Origin of the sequence: Flavobacterium sp., from assembly GCF_046296355.1 — a bacterium.
Classification (GTDB): Bacteria; Bacteroidota; Bacteroidia; order Flavobacteriales; family Flavobacteriaceae; genus Flavobacterium.
Window position 1 is genome coordinate 43,961 of sequence record NZ_JBKBLM010000015.1, and the last position, 18,275, is coordinate 62,235.

The 18,275-nt window shown below is 37.7% G+C and carries 15 protein-coding genes; 11 read left to right on the forward strand and 4 right to left on the reverse strand.

What is annotated here, in order from left to right; translation table 11 throughout:
- The first annotated feature begins 28 nt into the window (after window positions 1–28).
- Window positions 29–2,197 (forward strand): ATP-binding protein, encoded by a 2,169-nt coding sequence (locus ACK4HO_RS07835; RefSeq protein WP_409664631.1) that lies wholly within the window; start codon window positions 29–31, stop codon window positions 2,195–2,197.
- On the opposite strand, the gene ACK4HO_RS07840 is transcribed toward ACK4HO_RS07835, so the two are convergent.
- The gene (locus ACK4HO_RS07840; protein WP_409664632.1) at window positions 2,194–3,006 is read right to left on the reverse strand and encodes a purine-nucleoside phosphorylase; all 813 of its coding nucleotides are present in this window, start codon (window positions 3,004–3,006) and stop codon (window positions 2,194–2,196) included. The genes ACK4HO_RS07835 and ACK4HO_RS07840 overlap by 4 nt on opposite strands.
- Window positions 3,007–3,223: 217 nt before the next feature.
- Here ACK4HO_RS07840 and ACK4HO_RS07845 point away from each other — a divergent pair, with 217 nt between their 5' ends.
- From ACK4HO_RS07845 to ACK4HO_RS07855, 3 genes are all read left to right on the forward strand, one after another.
- Window positions 3,224–3,637, forward strand: a complete 414-nt coding sequence (locus tag ACK4HO_RS07845) for an RrF2 family transcriptional regulator (RefSeq protein ID WP_409664634.1) — start codon at window positions 3,224–3,226, stop codon at window positions 3,635–3,637.
- A gap of 77 nt (window positions 3,638–3,714) precedes the next feature.
- Window positions 3,715–5,220 (forward strand): alginate export family protein, encoded by a 1,506-nt coding sequence (locus ACK4HO_RS07850; RefSeq protein WP_409664636.1) that lies wholly within the window; start codon window positions 3,715–3,717, stop codon window positions 5,218–5,220.
- A 13-nt stretch (window positions 5,221–5,233) separates the two neighbouring features.
- The gene (locus tag ACK4HO_RS07855; protein ID WP_409664637.1) at window positions 5,234–6,097 is read left to right on the forward strand and encodes a sulfite exporter TauE/SafE family protein; all 864 of its coding nucleotides are present in this window, start codon (window positions 5,234–5,236) and stop codon (window positions 6,095–6,097) included.
- On the opposite strand, the gene lpxK is transcribed toward ACK4HO_RS07855, so the two are convergent.
- On the reverse strand, window positions 6,092–7,096 hold the full coding sequence (gene lpxK, locus ACK4HO_RS07860; protein ID WP_409664639.1) for a tetraacyldisaccharide 4'-kinase: 1,005 nt from the start codon (window positions 7,094–7,096) through the stop codon (window positions 6,092–6,094). The two genes, ACK4HO_RS07855 and lpxK, sit on opposite strands and share 6 nt — an antisense overlap.
- Before the next feature lie 57 nt (window positions 7,097–7,153).
- On the opposite strand from lpxK, the gene ACK4HO_RS07865 reads away from it, so the two are divergent.
- From ACK4HO_RS07865 to ACK4HO_RS07895, 7 genes are all read left to right on the forward strand, one after another.
- Window positions 7,154–7,723: a hypothetical protein gene (locus ACK4HO_RS07865; RefSeq protein ID WP_409664641.1), complete on the forward strand. Its 570-nt coding sequence runs from the start codon at window positions 7,154–7,156 to the stop codon at window positions 7,721–7,723.
- Window positions 7,724–7,770: 47 nt separating this feature from the next.
- A complete protein-coding gene (locus ACK4HO_RS07870) occupies window positions 7,771–8,865 on the forward strand; it encodes a Nif3-like dinuclear metal center hexameric protein (RefSeq protein ID WP_409664643.1) in 1,095 nt (364 codons plus the stop codon).
- 3 nt (window positions 8,866–8,868) lie between these two features.
- Window positions 8,869–9,648 (forward strand): zinc ribbon domain-containing protein, encoded by a 780-nt coding sequence (locus tag ACK4HO_RS07875; protein ID WP_409664645.1) that lies wholly within the window; start codon window positions 8,869–8,871, stop codon window positions 9,646–9,648.
- A gap of 31 nt (window positions 9,649–9,679) precedes the next feature.
- Complete coding sequence (locus ACK4HO_RS07880; protein ID WP_409664647.1) at window positions 9,680–10,525, forward strand: alpha/beta fold hydrolase; 846 nt, start codon at window positions 9,680–9,682, stop codon at window positions 10,523–10,525.
- Between the two features lie 250 nt (window positions 10,526–10,775).
- Entirely contained in the window at window positions 10,776–13,400 is a 2,625-nt protein-coding gene (gene cphA / locus ACK4HO_RS07885; RefSeq protein WP_409664649.1) for a cyanophycin synthetase, read from the forward strand.
- Between the two features lie 67 nt (window positions 13,401–13,467).
- Window positions 13,468–13,929 (forward strand): DinB family protein, encoded by a 462-nt coding sequence (locus ACK4HO_RS07890; protein WP_409664651.1) that lies wholly within the window; start codon window positions 13,468–13,470, stop codon window positions 13,927–13,929.
- A 55-nt stretch (window positions 13,930–13,984) separates the two neighbouring features.
- Window positions 13,985–16,117 carry a DPP IV N-terminal domain-containing protein gene (locus ACK4HO_RS07895; protein ID WP_409664652.1) on the forward strand — a complete coding sequence of 711 codons (2,133 nt, stop codon included), beginning with the start codon at window positions 13,985–13,987 and terminating at the stop codon, window positions 16,115–16,117.
- Window positions 16,118–16,301: 184 nt separating this feature from the next.
- Here the strand turns inward: ACK4HO_RS07895 and ACK4HO_RS07900 are convergent, their stop codons facing one another.
- Complete coding sequence (locus tag ACK4HO_RS07900) at window positions 16,302–17,561, reverse strand: asparagine synthetase B (RefSeq protein WP_409664653.1); 1,260 nt, start codon at window positions 17,559–17,561, stop codon at window positions 16,302–16,304.
- A gap of 85 nt (window positions 17,562–17,646) precedes the next feature.
- A partial coding sequence (locus ACK4HO_RS07905) for a replicative DNA helicase (protein ID WP_409664655.1) occupies window positions 17,647–18,275 on the reverse strand: 629 nt, incomplete at its 5' end.

Genomic DNA, 18,275 nt, shown 5'->3' on the forward strand with positions numbered 1-18,275 from the left:
CCTGAATCCTATATAATCCTGCAAATTTATGAGATGGTTATTCCTATTATTACTATTTCAAACCCATAGTTTTGGACAACGAAAAGCGACTGCATCTTTTGATAGCACGGCTTACTACATTGACTTGGTCAATTTTAACAAAAAAATCAACAATTACAAATCGTCACTTTACTTCTCTCAAAAAGCAATTAATTATGCTGATTCAGAAGGAAATACCAAACAAAAATCAGACGCTTTCTATTCCTTAGGTTCAACTTATTTCGAACTAAAGAAATACGAAGATGCCGTTGAAGTTTTTTCAAAATGCACAACCTTACTAAGCGCTTTACCACCTAGTAGCCAACAGGCCATTTGCTATTATAATATGGGAATGTGTTACATGAATTTGGATGACTTTCTAAAGGCTGAACACAATTTTAATAAAGCCCAAGCCATATACAACATTCTAAAAATTGATGCTTCTGAACCTTTAAAACTTCAAAAAGGGATATTGTATAAAGCTAAAGGAAAAACAGATTTGGCCGCAAAATTATTTAATCAGATTATATCAAAACCCGATATTGAAGACATCTATAAAACTAAAGCAGAAGCTTTATACCAATTGGGGTCAATTGAAGAGAATTTAAATCACAACAACTTAGCGCTAAATTATTTCAATCGCTCCTTAGCGTTAAACAACCGAAGTAAAAACTTTGACCAAAAAGCAGCTATTTTGCTTTCATTGAGCAGAACCAATGAAAAATTGTTAGATTTAAAAAAATCCCATGCTTATTTAAAAGAACATTTAGCCTTAAAAGACAGTCTCACTTCTGCAAGTCAACAAAAATTGGATGCCAATGATTATCAGGAATTCAAAGAAAGCGAACGAATGAAAGCCCTTGTGCAAATGACTAAAGAAAGTGACGCCCAAAAAAGAACCAATAAATTCGTGAAGTTAATTAGTATATTGGCCATTTCACTAATTTCAATTTTGTCGCTTTTGAGTTTGTCATTGTATAAAAACAACATCATCAGAACACGGTCAAACGACCTTTTAAAAGAAAAAAACTTAGAATTGGAAATCGCCAAAGACAAAGCAGAAAAAGCTTCCAAAGCGAGAGCTGAATTCCTTTCAACGGTTAGTCACGAATTGCGTACACCACTCAACGCCATTAACGGTATTACTCATTTGCTCATAGAAGACAACCCGAAGCAAACCCAATTGCATTATCTGAATTCATTGAAATTTTCAGGGAATTACTTATTGACATTTATCAATGAAATATTAGAAATCAATCGAATAGACTCGAGCAATATTGAAATTGAATACATCGATTTTAATTTGAAACAATTGTTGCAGAATATTCAAAACTCAATGAATGAAATTGCCACCAAAAACAATAACAAATTCACTTTGGAAATTGACCAAAACATCCCGGAAATCTTGTTGGGTGACCCTACCAAACTTTCCCAAATTTTTATCAATCTAATCAACAATGCTTTAAAGTTTACCAAAAATGGTGAAGTGACTGTTATTGCCCGATTGGTTGACCAAGGCAGTGATTTTTCCCGAATAAATTTTGCCATCAACGACAATGGAATCGGTATTCCGGAAGAAAAACAAGAATCTATTTTTGACAGTTTTTCGCAAGGTTCCATCGAAATCAACCGAAAGTATGGTGGCACCGGTCTGGGATTAACCATCGTAAAAAAACTAGTTGACTTATTGGGTGGCGAAATCACTTTAAAAAGTGAAATTGGTGTAGGAACGTCTTTTGCTTTTGAACTCAATTTACTCAACGGATGTAAGGAAATCAAACCCGAAAAACCTAAATCTTACTCCGATGATGTTTTGGCCGGTAAAAATGTTTTGGTTGTTGAGGACAACAAAATAAACCAGATGGTTACCAAAAAAATGTTGGAAAACAAAGGCATGAAATGTAAAATTATCGACAATGGAGAAGAATCAATCGCGATAATGAATGCCGAAAATGATTTTGATTTAATTTTAATGGATGTCCACTTACCCGGAATTAACGGAACGATTGCCACACAACACATTCGCGAATTCAATACCGAAATGCCTATTATAGCATTAACGGCTATTTCATTAAACGAAAATAGAGAAATGTTATTGTCTTTCGGGATGACGGATGTAATCACCAAACCCTTTGAACCTGAAAATTTCTATCGGGTAATTGCTATGAATTTAGTTTAGTATTGCAAAATCAGTTCTTTAATCAAAAGCCTAACTTTAGGTTCCGCTTCTTGTGCTGCTTTTAAAACTTCTTCATGGGTGATACTTTCCAAGTGTTCTTCGCTGCCGATATCGGTAATCACCGAAATTCCGAAAGTTTCCAATTCCATGTGACGCGCCACAATTACTTCGGGAACGGTTGACATTCCGACACAATCAGCGCCCAAAACTTTGACCATCTTATACTCGTGTAAGGTTTCAAAAGTTGGTCCTTGCAAACCAAGATAAACGCCATCATGGACTTCAATAGCAGAAGCTTTGGCAATCTCTTTAATTTTCGCAATCATATTCGGGCTGTAAGGCTCATTCATATTGACAAAACGCGGTCCGAAACGGCTATCGTTTTTCCCTCTCAAAGGATGTTCAGGCATCATATTGATATGGTCAGTAATAATGGCGATAGAACCCACTTTATAATTCGGATTCACACCACCGGAAGCATTGGAAACAATCAATTTGGTTACACCAATATATTTCATCACTCTAACCGGAAACGTAACTTCCTGCATCGAATATCCTTCATAATAATGAAATCTGCCTTGCATGGCCACGACTTTTTTATTGCCTAAAGTACCAAAAACCAGAGCGCCTTTGTGACCTTCAACCGTTGACACCGGAAAGTTCGGGATTTCATGATAAGGCAAAGTAAATTCAACTTTAATATCATCGGTAAAACTGCCTAATCCGGAACCTAAAATCACACCGTATTCAGGTGTAAAATTGGTTTTATTCTTAATATAATTAACGGTTTCTTGTACAAGTTCCCACATGGATTTGAATTTTATAAATTATTTATTTTTAAGACTAACAATATTAAAAAACTTTAAAGCAATACTACTATAATTGCCCATTGATTTTTGAACAAAGTAAAACTAAATGCTATCAATCGATTATGACTTTTATCATGAATAGTTTTTTTAACTTGATGAAAAATAGCTTATTTTTGAGCATCCCAAAAGGAACTCTTTTGAAGTAAACCCAACATTTATGCTCTCTAAAAAAGCCAAATACGCTATAAAAACGCTTATTTATTTACATCAAAATAAGACTTCCACACCTATTTCAGCCAAAGTTATAGCCGAACAAGAACGAATTCCTTATAAATTTTTAGAAACCATATTGCGTGATTTAAGACAACACAAAATTCTAAAAAGTTCACGTGGTCCTGAAGGCGGTTATAGTTTTTTAAAAGAATCCAATTCAATTACAGTAGCCGAAATCATTCGGTTAATTGATGGTCCAATTGCCTTAATTCCTTGTGTTTCTGAAAATTTTTACAGCAAATGCAATGAATGTGTTGATGACGAAGAAACTTGTAAAATAAGAAAATTATTTGGCCAATTGAGAAACGAAATGTTACCGATTCTTAATAAAACTATTGAAGAACTGAATTCGATTTAGATTTTTTTTTTAAAATTTATATCATATATATTTGATAGGAATTATATGTTTTATATTTTTGAAAAAAATAAAGCCAAATGATCAAAAGAAAGAAGTTGCTTTTATTGCTTTTTTTAGCCGCACCCACAATGCTGTTTTCCCAAACAGATACGCTTGTAAAAAAGATAGTGAAAGAAAAAGACCTTCGCCTTTCCTATTACGTTGAAGCAGAAAGCTTCGGAACCAAAAGAGAAACCGAACCTCAAAACTATGTATTGAATTACAGTGAAATAAACGGCGACAAATCTTCTAAATCCAATTGGCTAAACCTTGGTTTATATTCCAGAATGCGTTCAGAATGGCGTCATAATGATATTCGAAGAACGGATACTTACAGTAATGATTATCTTTTACTTTTTAAAACGCGCGCCTATATTGGAATAATTAATATTCTTGATCCCTTTAGAGGCGCAATTGAATTTGGAGATTCCAGAAGAAACAATGGAAATTACGCTCCCGACAACAGAGATGTCAATCCTACCGATATCATACAAGCTTATGCCGAAATCTATTTCGATAAAATATTACCCAAAGATGCTTTAGGCAATAAACGCCCCACTTTCCTCAGATACGGAAGAATGGCTATGGAAATGGTAGACCGAAGATTGATTGCTACCAATCAGTGGCGTAATACTACCAATAATTTCAGAGGTTTCAGAATGCAAATTGGTCAGGATAAAAACGATTGGCAAATGGATTTTTTGCTTTTAAATCCAATCCTGAGAGATATTAACGACTATGACAAACCCGATACTAACCAAGAGTTCAGTGCCATTATCGGGCATTGGCGAAAATGGTCAAACATCATTACTATTGAACCTTATTATTTGTCCTTAAAGCAAGAGGCTGCAATAGCCAATGGAAATAAATCCAGAAACATACAAAGTCTGGGACTTCGATTGTATGGTTGGATAAAAAGCACCGGTTTTAACTATGATGTCACCGGCATACATCAATTTGGCACTGACAATCACAAAACACAAAAAGCGTATGCTGCCACTGCAGAAATAGGATACACCTTCCAAAAAACTAAATATAAACCAAGGCTAAGCGCTTTCATAGGTTATGCAAGCGGTGATAAAAATCCTAATGATAACGAAAGTAATCGATTTGAAAGGTTCTTCGGTTTTGCTCGTCCGTGGTCAGCCGATGACTATATCATCATGGAAAATATTATTGCGCCCAAAATCAAACTGGAATTCCAGTCAAAAATTAAAAACACTTTGGTAAAAGTAGATACCGGTTACAATTTTTATTGGCTGGCCAGCAAAACAGACCGCTTTAATAATCTATTAGGCGGAACCGCAAATAATCGAGATTTAACAGGCCAAAGTGGCAGTTATCTCGGTCATAATTTCGATTGCAGAATTCGATTCTACCCTGTAAAATATCTCGAAACCAACATTGGATACTCCCATTTTATCACGGAAGAATTTGTGCAAAACCAACAAATGGTGTTAAACGGAAATTATGCTTCCGACTCAGACTTCGTTTATCTCGAACTGACTTTCAACTTTCTAGAATTAATCAAGAAAACAAAATAAACCACCATAAACCATGAAAAGAATAAGACTAAGACACATCGGAATTTTTATTGTGCTGTTAAAACTTTCATTAATTGCCATTGTAGTTATAAAATATTTACCCGAGGCAAAGCCTGAGGATTTAACTTTTGACCAAACCTTTTTATGGTTTGTATTGGCCGGTTTCTTGGCGCAAATTGTAGATGGTGCACTGGGAATGGCTTATGGTGTAACTTCAAACACTTTACTGTTAAGTACCGGTCTTTCGCCTAAAGTAGCCTCAGCAGCTGTACATACCGCAGAGGTTTTTACCACAGGTGTTTCTGGTTTGTCGCACATTAAATTTGGGAATTTTGACAAAACACTTTTTTTCAAATTAGTTATTCCGGGCGTTATAAGTTCGGCCATTGGCTCCTATCTTTTGGGAAATATCATTGATGGCGATTTCATCAAACCTTATATTATGATTTACTTATTGGTTTTAGGAATTATAATCCTTAAAAAAGCATTTGCTAACCAAATCAACCATGAAAAAAACATAAAAAATGCTCCCTATTTGGCGCTGTTTGGTGCATTCCTGGATTCGATTGGCGGCGGTGGTTGGGGTCCGATTGTGACTTCAAATTTAATCAACAAAGGAAACACACCCAATATTGTCATCGGAACAGTAAATACTGCCGAATTTTTTATCACTTATGTAAGTGCCGGAATTCTAATTTATTTTGCAGGAATCCAAAGTTGGCAAATCATATTGGGGTTAATTGTAGGTGGCATTGTGGCTGCGCCTCTCGGTGCTTATTTTACCAAAAAAATATCCCGAAAATCACTAATGACCATGGTTGGAGTACTAATCATAATAACCTCACTTTATGGCATTATAAAAGCATTTTGGTTATAGTTGCATTGCTTTCAATACAAGTGTATCAAATTGGTCTTGCCTGGAAATAAATTTGGATTTTATAGGTAAATAATACAATTTTCCACTAAAATTATGAGTCATAAGTCGAACAAAATCCTTTTCGGTTGTCACGATAATTTTATCGACTGCTTGGCTTTTGATGTTTAAAATATCGCTTTCGGTAAAATGATGATGGTCGGCAAAAGTCATAACCAAATCATTCCCTGATTGCAAATAATCAAAAAACGGTTTCGGCTTAGCAATTCCGGCCAACAATAATTTTTCTTGTAATTTGACTTCACCGACTTCTAAACTACTGGTTTTGTTATAAACCTTATCATCATAATCAACAAAGCTGAAGAAAATAGGTAAATCCAAACCAATCTTCCTTTTGATATTTTCCTGTGCAAGTTCCGTCATGTTCGACGGACATTTGGTGACAATTATAAGATTTGCTCTTTTAGCACCACTCCTACTTTCTCTAAGATTTCCTGTGGGCAACATAAAATCGTCGCAAAACAAATCATCATAAGAAGTCAAGAGAATATAAAATCCGGCTTTTACTTTTCGGTGTTGGAAAGCGTCATCGAGTAAAATCACTTCGGGCTTATCTTTTTGTGCCAATAATTGAGTGATACCATTACGTCGGTCGGCGTCGACTGCGACTTGTATCTGTGGAAACTTTTGAAAATACTGAAACGGTTCGTCTCCGAGAATTGCCACATTAGTATTGGCATCCGCCAAAATAAAACCTTCCGATTTTCTCTTGTATCCTCGACTCAAAGTAGCAACTTTATAATGTGGCGAAAGCAACCGAATCAAATATTCAATTTGGGGTGTTTTCCCGGTGCCGCCAACACTGAGATTACCAACGGCAATCACCGGAATGTCGAAAGAATACGATTTTAGTATACCTTTATCGTAAAGATAATTTCTAACAGAAGTGATAATGCCATACAGAATGGCCAAAGGAAAAAGTAATTTTCGCAACAAAATCATAGTACGAAAGTAACGATTTTTTATCTTTGAATGAAAATATTACGGTTCCAATAACTAATGAAACTACTCAGCCTGCATTTTCTTTTATCGTTTCTCTTCCTCACACCACTGTCTTTTTCGCAAGAAGCTGACAATACGGCTATTTTGAAAATCATTTTCAATAAATATTACAAAAACGAAAAAGTCATAGCCAAAGGCAGACTTCAACTTCTAAATTTCTATTGCGGAAAAGCACCAAATAACGAAGAAGTATTAGAAGTAATTTCAGGAAATGATTTATTGAAAAAAAATGCAAGCGAAATCAAAAAGCAAATCATAATCGGCATCAACGAAGATTGGTCAAAAGAATACAATGTCTTGTTTGACAATCAGAACCAATATTTGAAAAGTAAAGTCAATGCGTGTCTGTCTTTGGAAGAATTTCAAGAAGTATCCAAACAATACGGCGAAAACAACCAGCGTTTGCTCATTATTAACAAACCGATTTACTTTGCCAAAAACCAATATGCCTTAGTAAAAGTCGCTTTTTACAGAAGTATCGAACACAATAGCGGTCGATTTTTACTATTAGAAAAAGTAAACGACACATGGATTATTAAAGAATATTTAAACGAATGGGCAACTTAGTTAGTTTTCAGTCGCAGTCAAAGTATTCAGTTAGCAAATAAAAAAATATGAAGATTAAAGAAATACTCTCAGTTTTAGAAGAAATGGCGCCTTTGGCTTATGCTGAAGACTTTGACAATGTTGGTTTACTCGTTGGTGATGCCAACGCAGAAGCCACAGGAATCTTAGTTTGCCACGACGCTTTAGAAAATTTAATCGATGAAGCGATTGCTAAAAAATGCAACTTGGTCGTTTGCTTCCATCCTATTATATTCTCAGGTTTGACGAAAATTACGGGTAAAAATTATGTCGAGCGCGCGGTTTTAAAAGCCATCAAAAACGACATCGCCATTTATGCGGTTCATACGGCTTTGGACAATCACAAACACGGCGTGAATAAAATCTTCTGTGATGCTTTGGGCTTGACCCAAACCAAGATTTTGGTTCCCAAAAAGAATTTCATCCAAAAACTCGTAACCTATACCATTCCCGAAAATGTTGAAACTTTACGCAACGCGCTATTCGACGCCGGAGCCGGAAAGATTGGCAATTACGAAGATTGTAGTTTCAATTCTAAAGGCATTGGAACCTACATGGGCAACGAAGACAGCAATCCTGAAATTGGGAATCGCTTCGAATTTGTGGAAAATGAAGAAATCAAAATCGAAGTCACTTTTGAAAAACATTTGCAATCTAAAGTCTTGAAAGCCTTATTCACCAATCATGTTTACGAAGAAGTCGCTTACGAAATCTACGAATTGCAAAATCACCATCAAAATATCGGTCTCGGCATGATAGGCGAACTCGAAAAACCAATGAGTGAAAAAGACTTCTTAGCCTTTGTCAAAGATAAAATGCAATGCGGAAGTATTCGTCATAGCGAATTGTTAGGAAAACCAATAAAGAAAGTAGCCGTACTTGGCGGTTCGGGAAGCTTTGCAATTAGCAATGCCAAACAAGCCGGAGCCGATATTTTTCTGACCGCCGATTTGAAGTACCACAACTTTTACGAAGCTGAAAATCAAATCGTTTTAGCTGATATCGGACACTTTGAAAGCGAAAGATTTACAAAAAATTATATTGTTGATTTTCTTAAGAAAAAAATCCTTAATTTTGCAATCATTTTTTCGGAAGAAAATACAAATCCAGTTAAGTACTTATAAAATATGGCGACTACAAAAGAACTAAGTGTTGAAGACAAATTAAGAGCTATCTACGACTTACAAATCATAGATACAAGAATTGATGAAATCAGAAACGTTAGAGGAGAATTACCTTTAGAAGTGGAAGATTTAGAAGATGAAGTTACTGGTTTGAGCACTCGTTTAGATAAATTAAAAAGCGATTTGGTAGCTATCGAAGAGCAAATCAAAACCAAAAAAAGTGCCATCGAAGAGCATCAAGCGGCCATCAAAAAATACACCGAACAACAAAAAAATGTTCGCAACAACAGAGAATTCAACTCTCTGACTAAAGAAGTAGAATTCCAAGAATTGGAAATTCAATTGGCTGAAAAACAAATCAAAGAATTGAAAGCTTCTATCGATCACAAAAAAGAAGTAATTGCCAGTTCAAAAGAGCGTTTAGACCAAAAATCTTCTCACTTAAAACATAAAAAAGCAGAATTGAACGACATCATGGCCGAAACCCAAAAAGAAGAAAGCTTCTTAATGGAAAAATCAGCCGAGTATGAAGGACAAATCGAAGAAAGATTATTGGCAGCCTACAAAAGAATCCGTTCAAGCGTTCGCAACGGTTTAGCAGTAGTATCAATTGAGCGTGGTGCTTCGGCTGGTTCGTTCTTTACGATTCCACCACAAACCCAAGTAGAAATCGCCGCTCGCAAAAAAATCATCACCGATGAGCACTCAGGAAGAATCTTAGTAGACGCTTCATTAGCAGACGAGGAAAGAGAGAAAATGCAAAAATTATTTGCTCACCTATAATAATTAATCCCGATTCATTCGGGATTTTTTTATGAAGAAAATCCAGTATTTTTTAATCACCAAATCGGTTGGACTCTACATCAACCTAATCAGTTATTTCTTTCCGGAAAAAGCAAAACAAATCGCCTACGCCATTTTCAGCCAACCCCGAAAAGGAAAAATCAAAAACGGCAAACTACCTAAAACATTGCAGAATGCCCAACAGGAAACCTTGCATTACGACGGCGAAGATTTCCAAACCTACATTTGGCAAGGTTCTGAGGAAATTATCCTTTTACTTCACGGCTGGGAAAGCAATGCCTCACGCTGGAAAAAGCTTTTGAACCAACTAAAACCCTTAGGCAAAACCATCATCTCCATCGATGCACCGGGTCACGGATTAAGCTCGGGCAAAGAATTCAACGCACCACGTTATGCCGAATTCATTCACGTTTTGACACAAAAACACAACCCAAAAACACTCATCGGTCACTCCATCGGCGGCGCGGCGATTACTTATTATTTGCACAAATATCCCAACGACCACATTGAGAAAATCGTTTTACTTGGCGCGCCATCAAGTTTCAAAAAATTAAGCGACAACTTTGTCGATATCTTGAGCCTGAACAACAAAATGAAAAACCTTTTGGAGAAACATTATCAGGAAAAATTCAATATTCATATTAATGAGTTTGCCGGACACCTGTTCGCCAAAAACTTCCCGCAAAAAGCCATCATTGCCCACGATATCCATGACACCGTCATCCTCGTTGAAGAAGGCAGACATTATGCTTCCACTTGGAAAAATTCAACATACATCGAAACCCAAGGCTTAGGCCACAGCATGCACGACAAAGAATTGTACCAAAAAATAGCCGATTTTATTACAGAAGCGTAAAGGCTTGCGCTTTCTTGTTGTCCCTTTTCCCGCTATTCGCGCTACATGGTAGCCGCTAATATCGGGGCTAGATAGGTTTTGTCTTTTGTATCAGTCATTTTAAAAACCTGAAAATCAACACCCCAAAAACAAAACACTTTGGGCAAAAACATCTTTTTAGCTTTTCTGCAAAAAAAGTAGCGACCAAAAACAAATATTTCCTATTTTTAACAAAATCATTACCTATTAACATTACAAACTATTCCAAAACATGAAGATTCTAAAAATACAAGCATTACGCGGCCCAAACATCTGGAGTGTACAACGCAAAAAATTAATCCAAATGCGCTTGGATTTAGAAGAAATGGAACAATTTCCAACCAATAAAATCGAAGGTTTTCGCGAACGCATTGAAGCCATGTTTCCTACCATGATAGAACACCGTTGTTCAGAAGGAACGCGTGGCGGATTTTTCTCCAGAATCGAACGCGGTACTTGGATGGGACATGTTATTGAACACATCGCTTTAGAAATTCAAACCCTAGCCGGCATGGAAACCGGTTTCGGAAGAACTCGTGAAACCAAAACTCCGGGAATATACAATGTAGTCTTCAGCTATACCGAAGAAAACGTCGGCATGTTCGCCGCCGAAAGCTCAGTAGCCATAGCCGAAGCTCTAATTGCCGGAACTGAATACGATGTAGAAGGCGATATCCAAAAAATGCGTGAAATCCGTGAGCGTGTCCGTCTCGGACCATCAACAGGAAGTATAGTAGATGAAGCCGTTGCCCGTGATATTCCTTGGATAAGATTGGGGACAAATTCACTAGTACAATTAGGTTACGGTGTAAACCAAATGCGTTTTCAAGCCACTATCACTTGTAAAACCAGCAGCATAGCGGTTGACATCGCTTGTAACAAAGAACAAACCAAACGCATGTTAGACTTGGCCTCCATCCCGGTAGCCAATGGCGGTATTTGTGTAGACGAAGAAGATTTAGAAACAACCATCAAAAAAATTGGTTACCCAATCGTAATCAAACCTTTAGACGGTAATCACGGAAAAGGCGCTTCTATTAATGTAGTAACTTGGGAAGATGCCGTTGCCGGATTAGAATACGCGCAAAAATACAGCCGAAGAGTCATTGTAGAAAAATTCATCACCGGTTTCGATTTCAGGGTTTTGGTGATTGATAACAAATTGGTCGCAGCAGCCAAAAGAGAACCGGCACACGTAGTCGGCAACGGAAAAGACACCATTCAAACTTTAATCGAAGAAACCAATAAAGACCAAAGACGCGGTTACGGACACGAAAATGTCTTAACCCAAATCGACGTCGATCGAGATACTTTAGACTTACTAGAAAAACTAAACTATACCGTTGATTCTGTACCCAAAAATGGCGAAATCGTTTATCTAAAATCAACAGCCAACTTAAGCACCGGCGGAACTTCTATTGATGTTACCGATATGATGCATCCGGAAAATATTTTCCTTTGTGAACGTATTTCTCGTGTAATCGGCTTAGACATTTGTGGTGTTGATATTATGGCGGAAAATTTAACCCAACCCTTAAAAGAAAACGGCGGTTGTATTTTGGAAGTCAATGCTGCTCCGGGTTTCCGTATGCACTTGGCGCCAAGCGAAGGTTTGCCAAGAAACGTTGCCGCTCCGGTAATCGACATGCTTTATCCTCCGGGAAAACCAAGTCGCATTCCGATTATAGCCGTAACGGGAACCAACGGAAAAACCACCACTACCCGATTATTAGCACACATTGTAAAAAATAACGGTTATAAAGTAGGTTTCACGACTTCCGACGGAATCTATGTGCAAAACCACATGATGGAGAAAGGCGACACGACCGGACCACTTTCGGCCGAATATATTTTGAAAGATCCAACGGTAGAATTTGCCGTATTGGAAACCGCTCGCGGCGGAATTTTACGCTCCGGTTTAGGCTTCAGTCGTTGTGATATTGCGATTATAACCAACATACAAGAAGACCATTTAGGTTTGGCCGACATTCACACTTTAGACGATTTAGCTCGCGTAAAAGCGACTGTAGTTCGTTCCGTAAAAAAAGACGGTTGGGCCATTTTAAACGCCGAAGACGAACAATGTTTGAAAATCGCGAACGAGTTGAGCTGCAACATCGCCTATTTCAGTATGGACGAAAACAATCCGAAAGTACAGCAATTTGCCAAAGAAGGAAAAGTGGTTGCCGTTTACGAAAACGGTTATATCACCATCAAAAAAGGCGAATGGAAAATCAGAGTGGAACGTGCTACACATGTGCCGTTGACTTTGGGCGGAAAAGCGAAATTCATGATTGCCAATGCACTTGCTGCCACTTTAGCCGCTTATTTACAAGGATTCAAAACCGAAGATATTAGTTTGTCATTGCAAACGTTTATTCCGAGTGCGGCGCAAACTCCGGGTCGTATGAATATTTTTGAGTTTAAGAAATTCAAAGTATTAATCGATTTTGCCCACAATCCATCAGGCTATAAAGGTGTTGAAGAATTTTTAACCTCAGTAGATGCCACTAAGAAAATCGGAATCATTGCCGGAGTTGGTGACCGAAGAGACGAAGACATCAGAGAATGTGCCACCATCGCCGCTCGCATGTTTGATCATATCATCATTCGACAAGAAAAATACCTACGCGGCAGAACAGAAGAGGAAATTATCGGTTTAATTATGGAAGGCATCAACGCTTCGGGCAGAACTGTTACACATGAAATCATTGCCAAAGAAGTTGAAGCCATCAAACACGCCATCAACAGCGCGCAAGACGGCACTTTCATTACGGCTTTAAGCGACGTGGTAACCAACGCCATTGACATCGTTCAGGAATACTTGGACAAAGAAAATGAGGATGGAAATATTTAAAATTAAATTCTAAAATAATGAATCCCAATTTCCAATAGGTTTTTGGGATTTTTTAAACCCTAAAGAAATGAAACGACTTCAAGATATTCTCAACCAAATCGAAAGCCACATTCCTCATCACGAAAAAGTAAATGATAAGGTTTCACAATCTACCATTGGTTGGCAATTAGACCATAGTTTATTGGTTATTAACGGTGTTGTCGAACAAATGAAAATTTCCAATCCTGAAAATTACAAATGGAAATTCAAATGGATTCGGGTCTATATTCAAATCACAAACAAGATTCCAAGAGGCAAAGTCAGAGCACCAAAAGCTGTTAACCCACTTGAAGTTGCATCAATGGAAGACTTAAAAGCCAAACTCGAACAAGCCAGAAAAAATATCGCCGAGTTGGAAAATCTTCCTCCAAAAAGTTATTTCACGCATCCGTTTTTTGGCGATTTAAACTTAAAAACAACTATTTGGTTTTTAAAACTGCACACAAACCACCATTTGAAAATCGTTAATGACATCATAAACAAAGGATAATTTTAAAAAAAGATTATCCTTTTTTTATACATTTACGGCGCTAAATTTCAACCTTATGAACAAAAAAATATTCGTGGCATTGCTATGTTTTGTTGCCACAACAGCTGTAGGACAACTTAAAAAAATTACACTTGAAGAATCGGTTTTACAACAAGGTCGTGCCTTCAGAGCCGATGGTTTAACCGGTTTTCAATGGATTCCGAACACCAATAAATACGTATTCTACACGGATACATGGACCAAAATGAAATCGGCTTCTACTACTGACGATGCTGCAACTGAATTGGTTACTTTGGCTGACTTGAATACCGCTTTGGGAACCAAATTGAGAAACTTCTTTGGTTTACAATGGGTTGACGCAAACAACTTCATGATAGCTGAAAATGGTAAATATTACACTTACAACTTAACTACTAAAAGCGGTAAGCTCACTCAAAAAGCACCGGAAACTGCTGAAAACAATACGTTCGATAATAATAAAGTAAACTTGGCTTTTACCGAAGGAAACAATTTGTACTTCCTAAACAGTAAAGGTGAAAAAGTTGCGGTAACCAATGAAACCAACAAAGGAATCGTATCAGGACAATCTATTGCACGTAACGAATTCGGCATTAGTAACGGTATTTTCTGGTCGCCAAAAGCTTCTTATTTGGCTTTCTACCAAAAAGACGAAACAGAAGTAGCCGATTATCCATTACTAAACATCAATGAAACACCTGCCCAATTGGTCAACATCAAATATCCGATGATTGGACAAAAAAGTGAAAAACCACGCGTTGGCATTTACAATTTGGCCACCCAAAAAACAGTATTCATTACGCCAAGAGGAAACCAAGACGACTATTTAACCAACTTGTCTTGGACACCGGATGAAAAATACATTTTGATTGCCGAATTAAATCGAGGCCAAAATGATATGAATCTGAATTTGTATGATGCCAATACAGGTGCTTTCATCAGAAATATTTTAAACGAAAAAAATCCACGTTGGGTTGAGCCGGAACACGATGCTTTCTTCCCGAATGCGAAATCCAACAACTTCGTCTGGTTTAGCGAAAAAGATGGTTTCCCTAATATGTACTACTACTCTATCGAAGGAAAATTAATCAAGCAGTTGACCAATAACCAATTTGTAGTACGCGATATCATTGGTACCAACACTGCCGGAACCGAAATTTATTTCAAAGCCACCGGTCCAAATCCGACGAACATGTTGGTTTATAAAGTCGATTTAAAAGGCAAACAAACACTTATCACCAAAGACCAAGGCGTTCACAATGTGATTCCGAGTAGTGAGGGCAACTGGTTTTTTGACGAATTTTCGAATCACGATACGCCATCTAAATCGTTATTGTATGACAAAAGTTTGAAAGCCAAAACACTTTTGGTGAGTAAAAATAAATACGATGGTTACGAAATCGGAACTGCCGAAATCAAAACCATCAAATCTGCTGAAGGAACAACCGATTTATACACGCGCTTGATTAAGCCGAGTAACTTTGACCCAACCAAAAAATACCCGGTTTTAGTTTACGTTTACGGCGGACCACATGCTCAAATGATTACCAATTCCTATTTAGACGGTGCCAATTTATGGATGTATTGGATGGCCGAACAAGGCTATTTGGTTTTCACAGTAGACAATCGCGGTTCTGACAACAGAGGTTTTGCTTTTGAAAGCATTATCCATGGTAATTTAGGCACCAACGAAATGGACGACCAATTAAAAGGTGTCGATTATTTAAAATCATTGCCTTACGTTGACGGCAATCGCTTGGCAGTTCACGGATGGAGTTACGGCGGATTCATGACGACTTCTTTAATGTTACGCAAAGCCGATACGTTTAAAGTAGGCGTTGCTGGCGGACCGGTAATCGACTGGAAATGGTACGAAGTGATGTACGGCGAGCGTTACATGGACACACCAACAGAAAACCCAAAAGGATTTGAAGAAACTACTGTTTACAATTACGTAAAGAATCTAAAAGGCAAACTGCTTCTAATTCACGGAACCAACGATGATGTGGTTGTTGAACAACACAATTTATCTTTGGTCAAAAAATTCGTAGAAGCCGGAAAACAAGTCGATTATTTCCCTTACCCAATGCACAAACACAACGTAACCGGTAAAGACCGAGTGCATTTGATTCAAAAAGTTTTGAACTATGTGATTGATAATAATAAGTAGGAGCTAATCCCGCTTTCCGCTATATCTTTTTCGTTAGTTCGAGTCTGGTGACAACTGCGTATCGAGAACACGAAAAAGGATGCCGCTCCAATCGGGGCTAAAAAAAATCCCAAACTTGAACAATAATCTTTGGAACCTGCCTGCCGGCAGGCAGGTTTGGGATTTCTTATTTAAGATTTATACATTAGGTTTTCTGCGGTTTTTTTCTCGCTGCCGGAAACAAAACATTATTCAATATCAATCGGAATCCCGGTGAAGTTGGATGTAGGTCGAGTACCGTTGGTTCGTCACCTACTCTATGCTGGTAATCCTCAGGATCATGTCCACCATAGAACGTAAAGAATCCTTTTCCTTTTTGTCCATGAATGTAACGTGCTTCATCGTTCAACTCATTTTTACCTAAAGTCAACACATTAGATTTAATCAAATTACTGTCGAAAGAAGTGGTTTGTCCCATAAAACCTTTGACCAATTGCGTATGATTTTGGCACAACATACTCGGAATCACATCCCATTTGGCAGAGAATTCCATTAAGGTAAAATAATCTTTTTCAAACGGAATTCGGCGTTTCTCCGTCATATCAATGTCCGAGAACTCATAGTGTTCCGGTTTTCGGTCTAAAATAAAATTCTTGAAGGCAAACGTTTTGTTGTAATCTATTTGAGATTGGTAATTGGCATCACTATTGTCGCCGTCAAACATCGGTTCACAAATATCCACACCTTCCGCAGAAAGCGCAATATCAAAACTATCCGTCGCCGAACACATCGCAAACATAAAACCGCCACCGATTACGAAGTCGCGTATTTTTTTGGCCACAGCCAATTTCTCTGTCGACACTTTAAGAAAACCTAATTTGGCGGCCAAAGCTTCCGCATCTTTCTTTTGTTCTATATACCAAGGCGCATTTCTATACGCACCATAAAATTTCCCGTATTGTCCGGTGAAATCCTCGTGGTGCAAATGGAGCCAATCGTATAAAATCAATTGGTCGCCCAATACTTCTTCGTCATATACGACTTTAAACGGAATTTCGGCATAAGTTAAAACCATTGTTACCGCATCGTCCCAAGGTTGTTTTCCCGGTGGCGAATAGACTGCAATCTTGGGTGCTTTTTCTAAAACAACCGTTTCCATATTTTGTGACGGACTCGAAATTTCTTCCAAAACCGATTGCATTTCTCCATCAGAAAGGACTTCAAAACTCACACCTCTAATTTGACATTCTTTGCGAATTTCGGCTACATCGGGTAATAAAAAAGAACCGCCGCGGTAGTTCAATAACCAACTCGCTTTGTATTGTTTGTCTAGAGCCCAATAAGTGATTCCGTATGCTTTGAGATGGTTTTTTTGGGAAACCTCATCCATTGGTAACAATATAAAATTTGCCTTTACGGAAAAGGAAAGCAATAGGATGAATATGTAGAGTGATTTCTTAAACATTAGAGGCAATATTTAAATCCAAAGATAATAGATTTACTGTGAACTAAATCATAAAAAAATCCCGAGATTAATCGGGATGGTATTTTTAAAAAGGAACGTCACTGTCGTCGTCATTGTTGATATTGCTTCCGAAAGCTTCATTAGGCGATGGTAAGTTCTTCGTCATAAACGGATTGTCATCGTGGTTCATTTTCGAAGGTAAATCGTCAAAACCGCCACCATATTCTTCTAAGTTGTCAAACTTACCTAGGTTTCCGATAAATTTCAGACGTATATTTTCTAAGGAACCATTTCTGTGTTTGGCGATAATAAACTCGGCCTGACCGGCAGTTGGTGATTGTTCGTCGTCATCCCATTCATCAATTTTGTAGTATTCCGGTCGGTAGATAAACGATACGATATCGGCATCTTGCTCAATCGCACCGGATTCACGTAAGTCAGATAACAATGGTCTTTTACTTGAACCACGTGTTTCAACGGCACGCGATAATTGGGATAACGCAATTACGGGCACTTCTAATTCTTTGGCTAAAGCTTTTAAGTTACGTGAAATGGTAGAGATTTCTTGTTCACGATTTCCGCCGCCTTTGCCGTTGCTTCCGCCTGCGGTCATCAATTGAAGGTAGTCGACTATAATCATCTTGATGCCGTGTTGTGAGGACAAACGTCTTGCTTTGGCTCTTAAATCGAAGATGGAAAGCGATGGCGTATCAT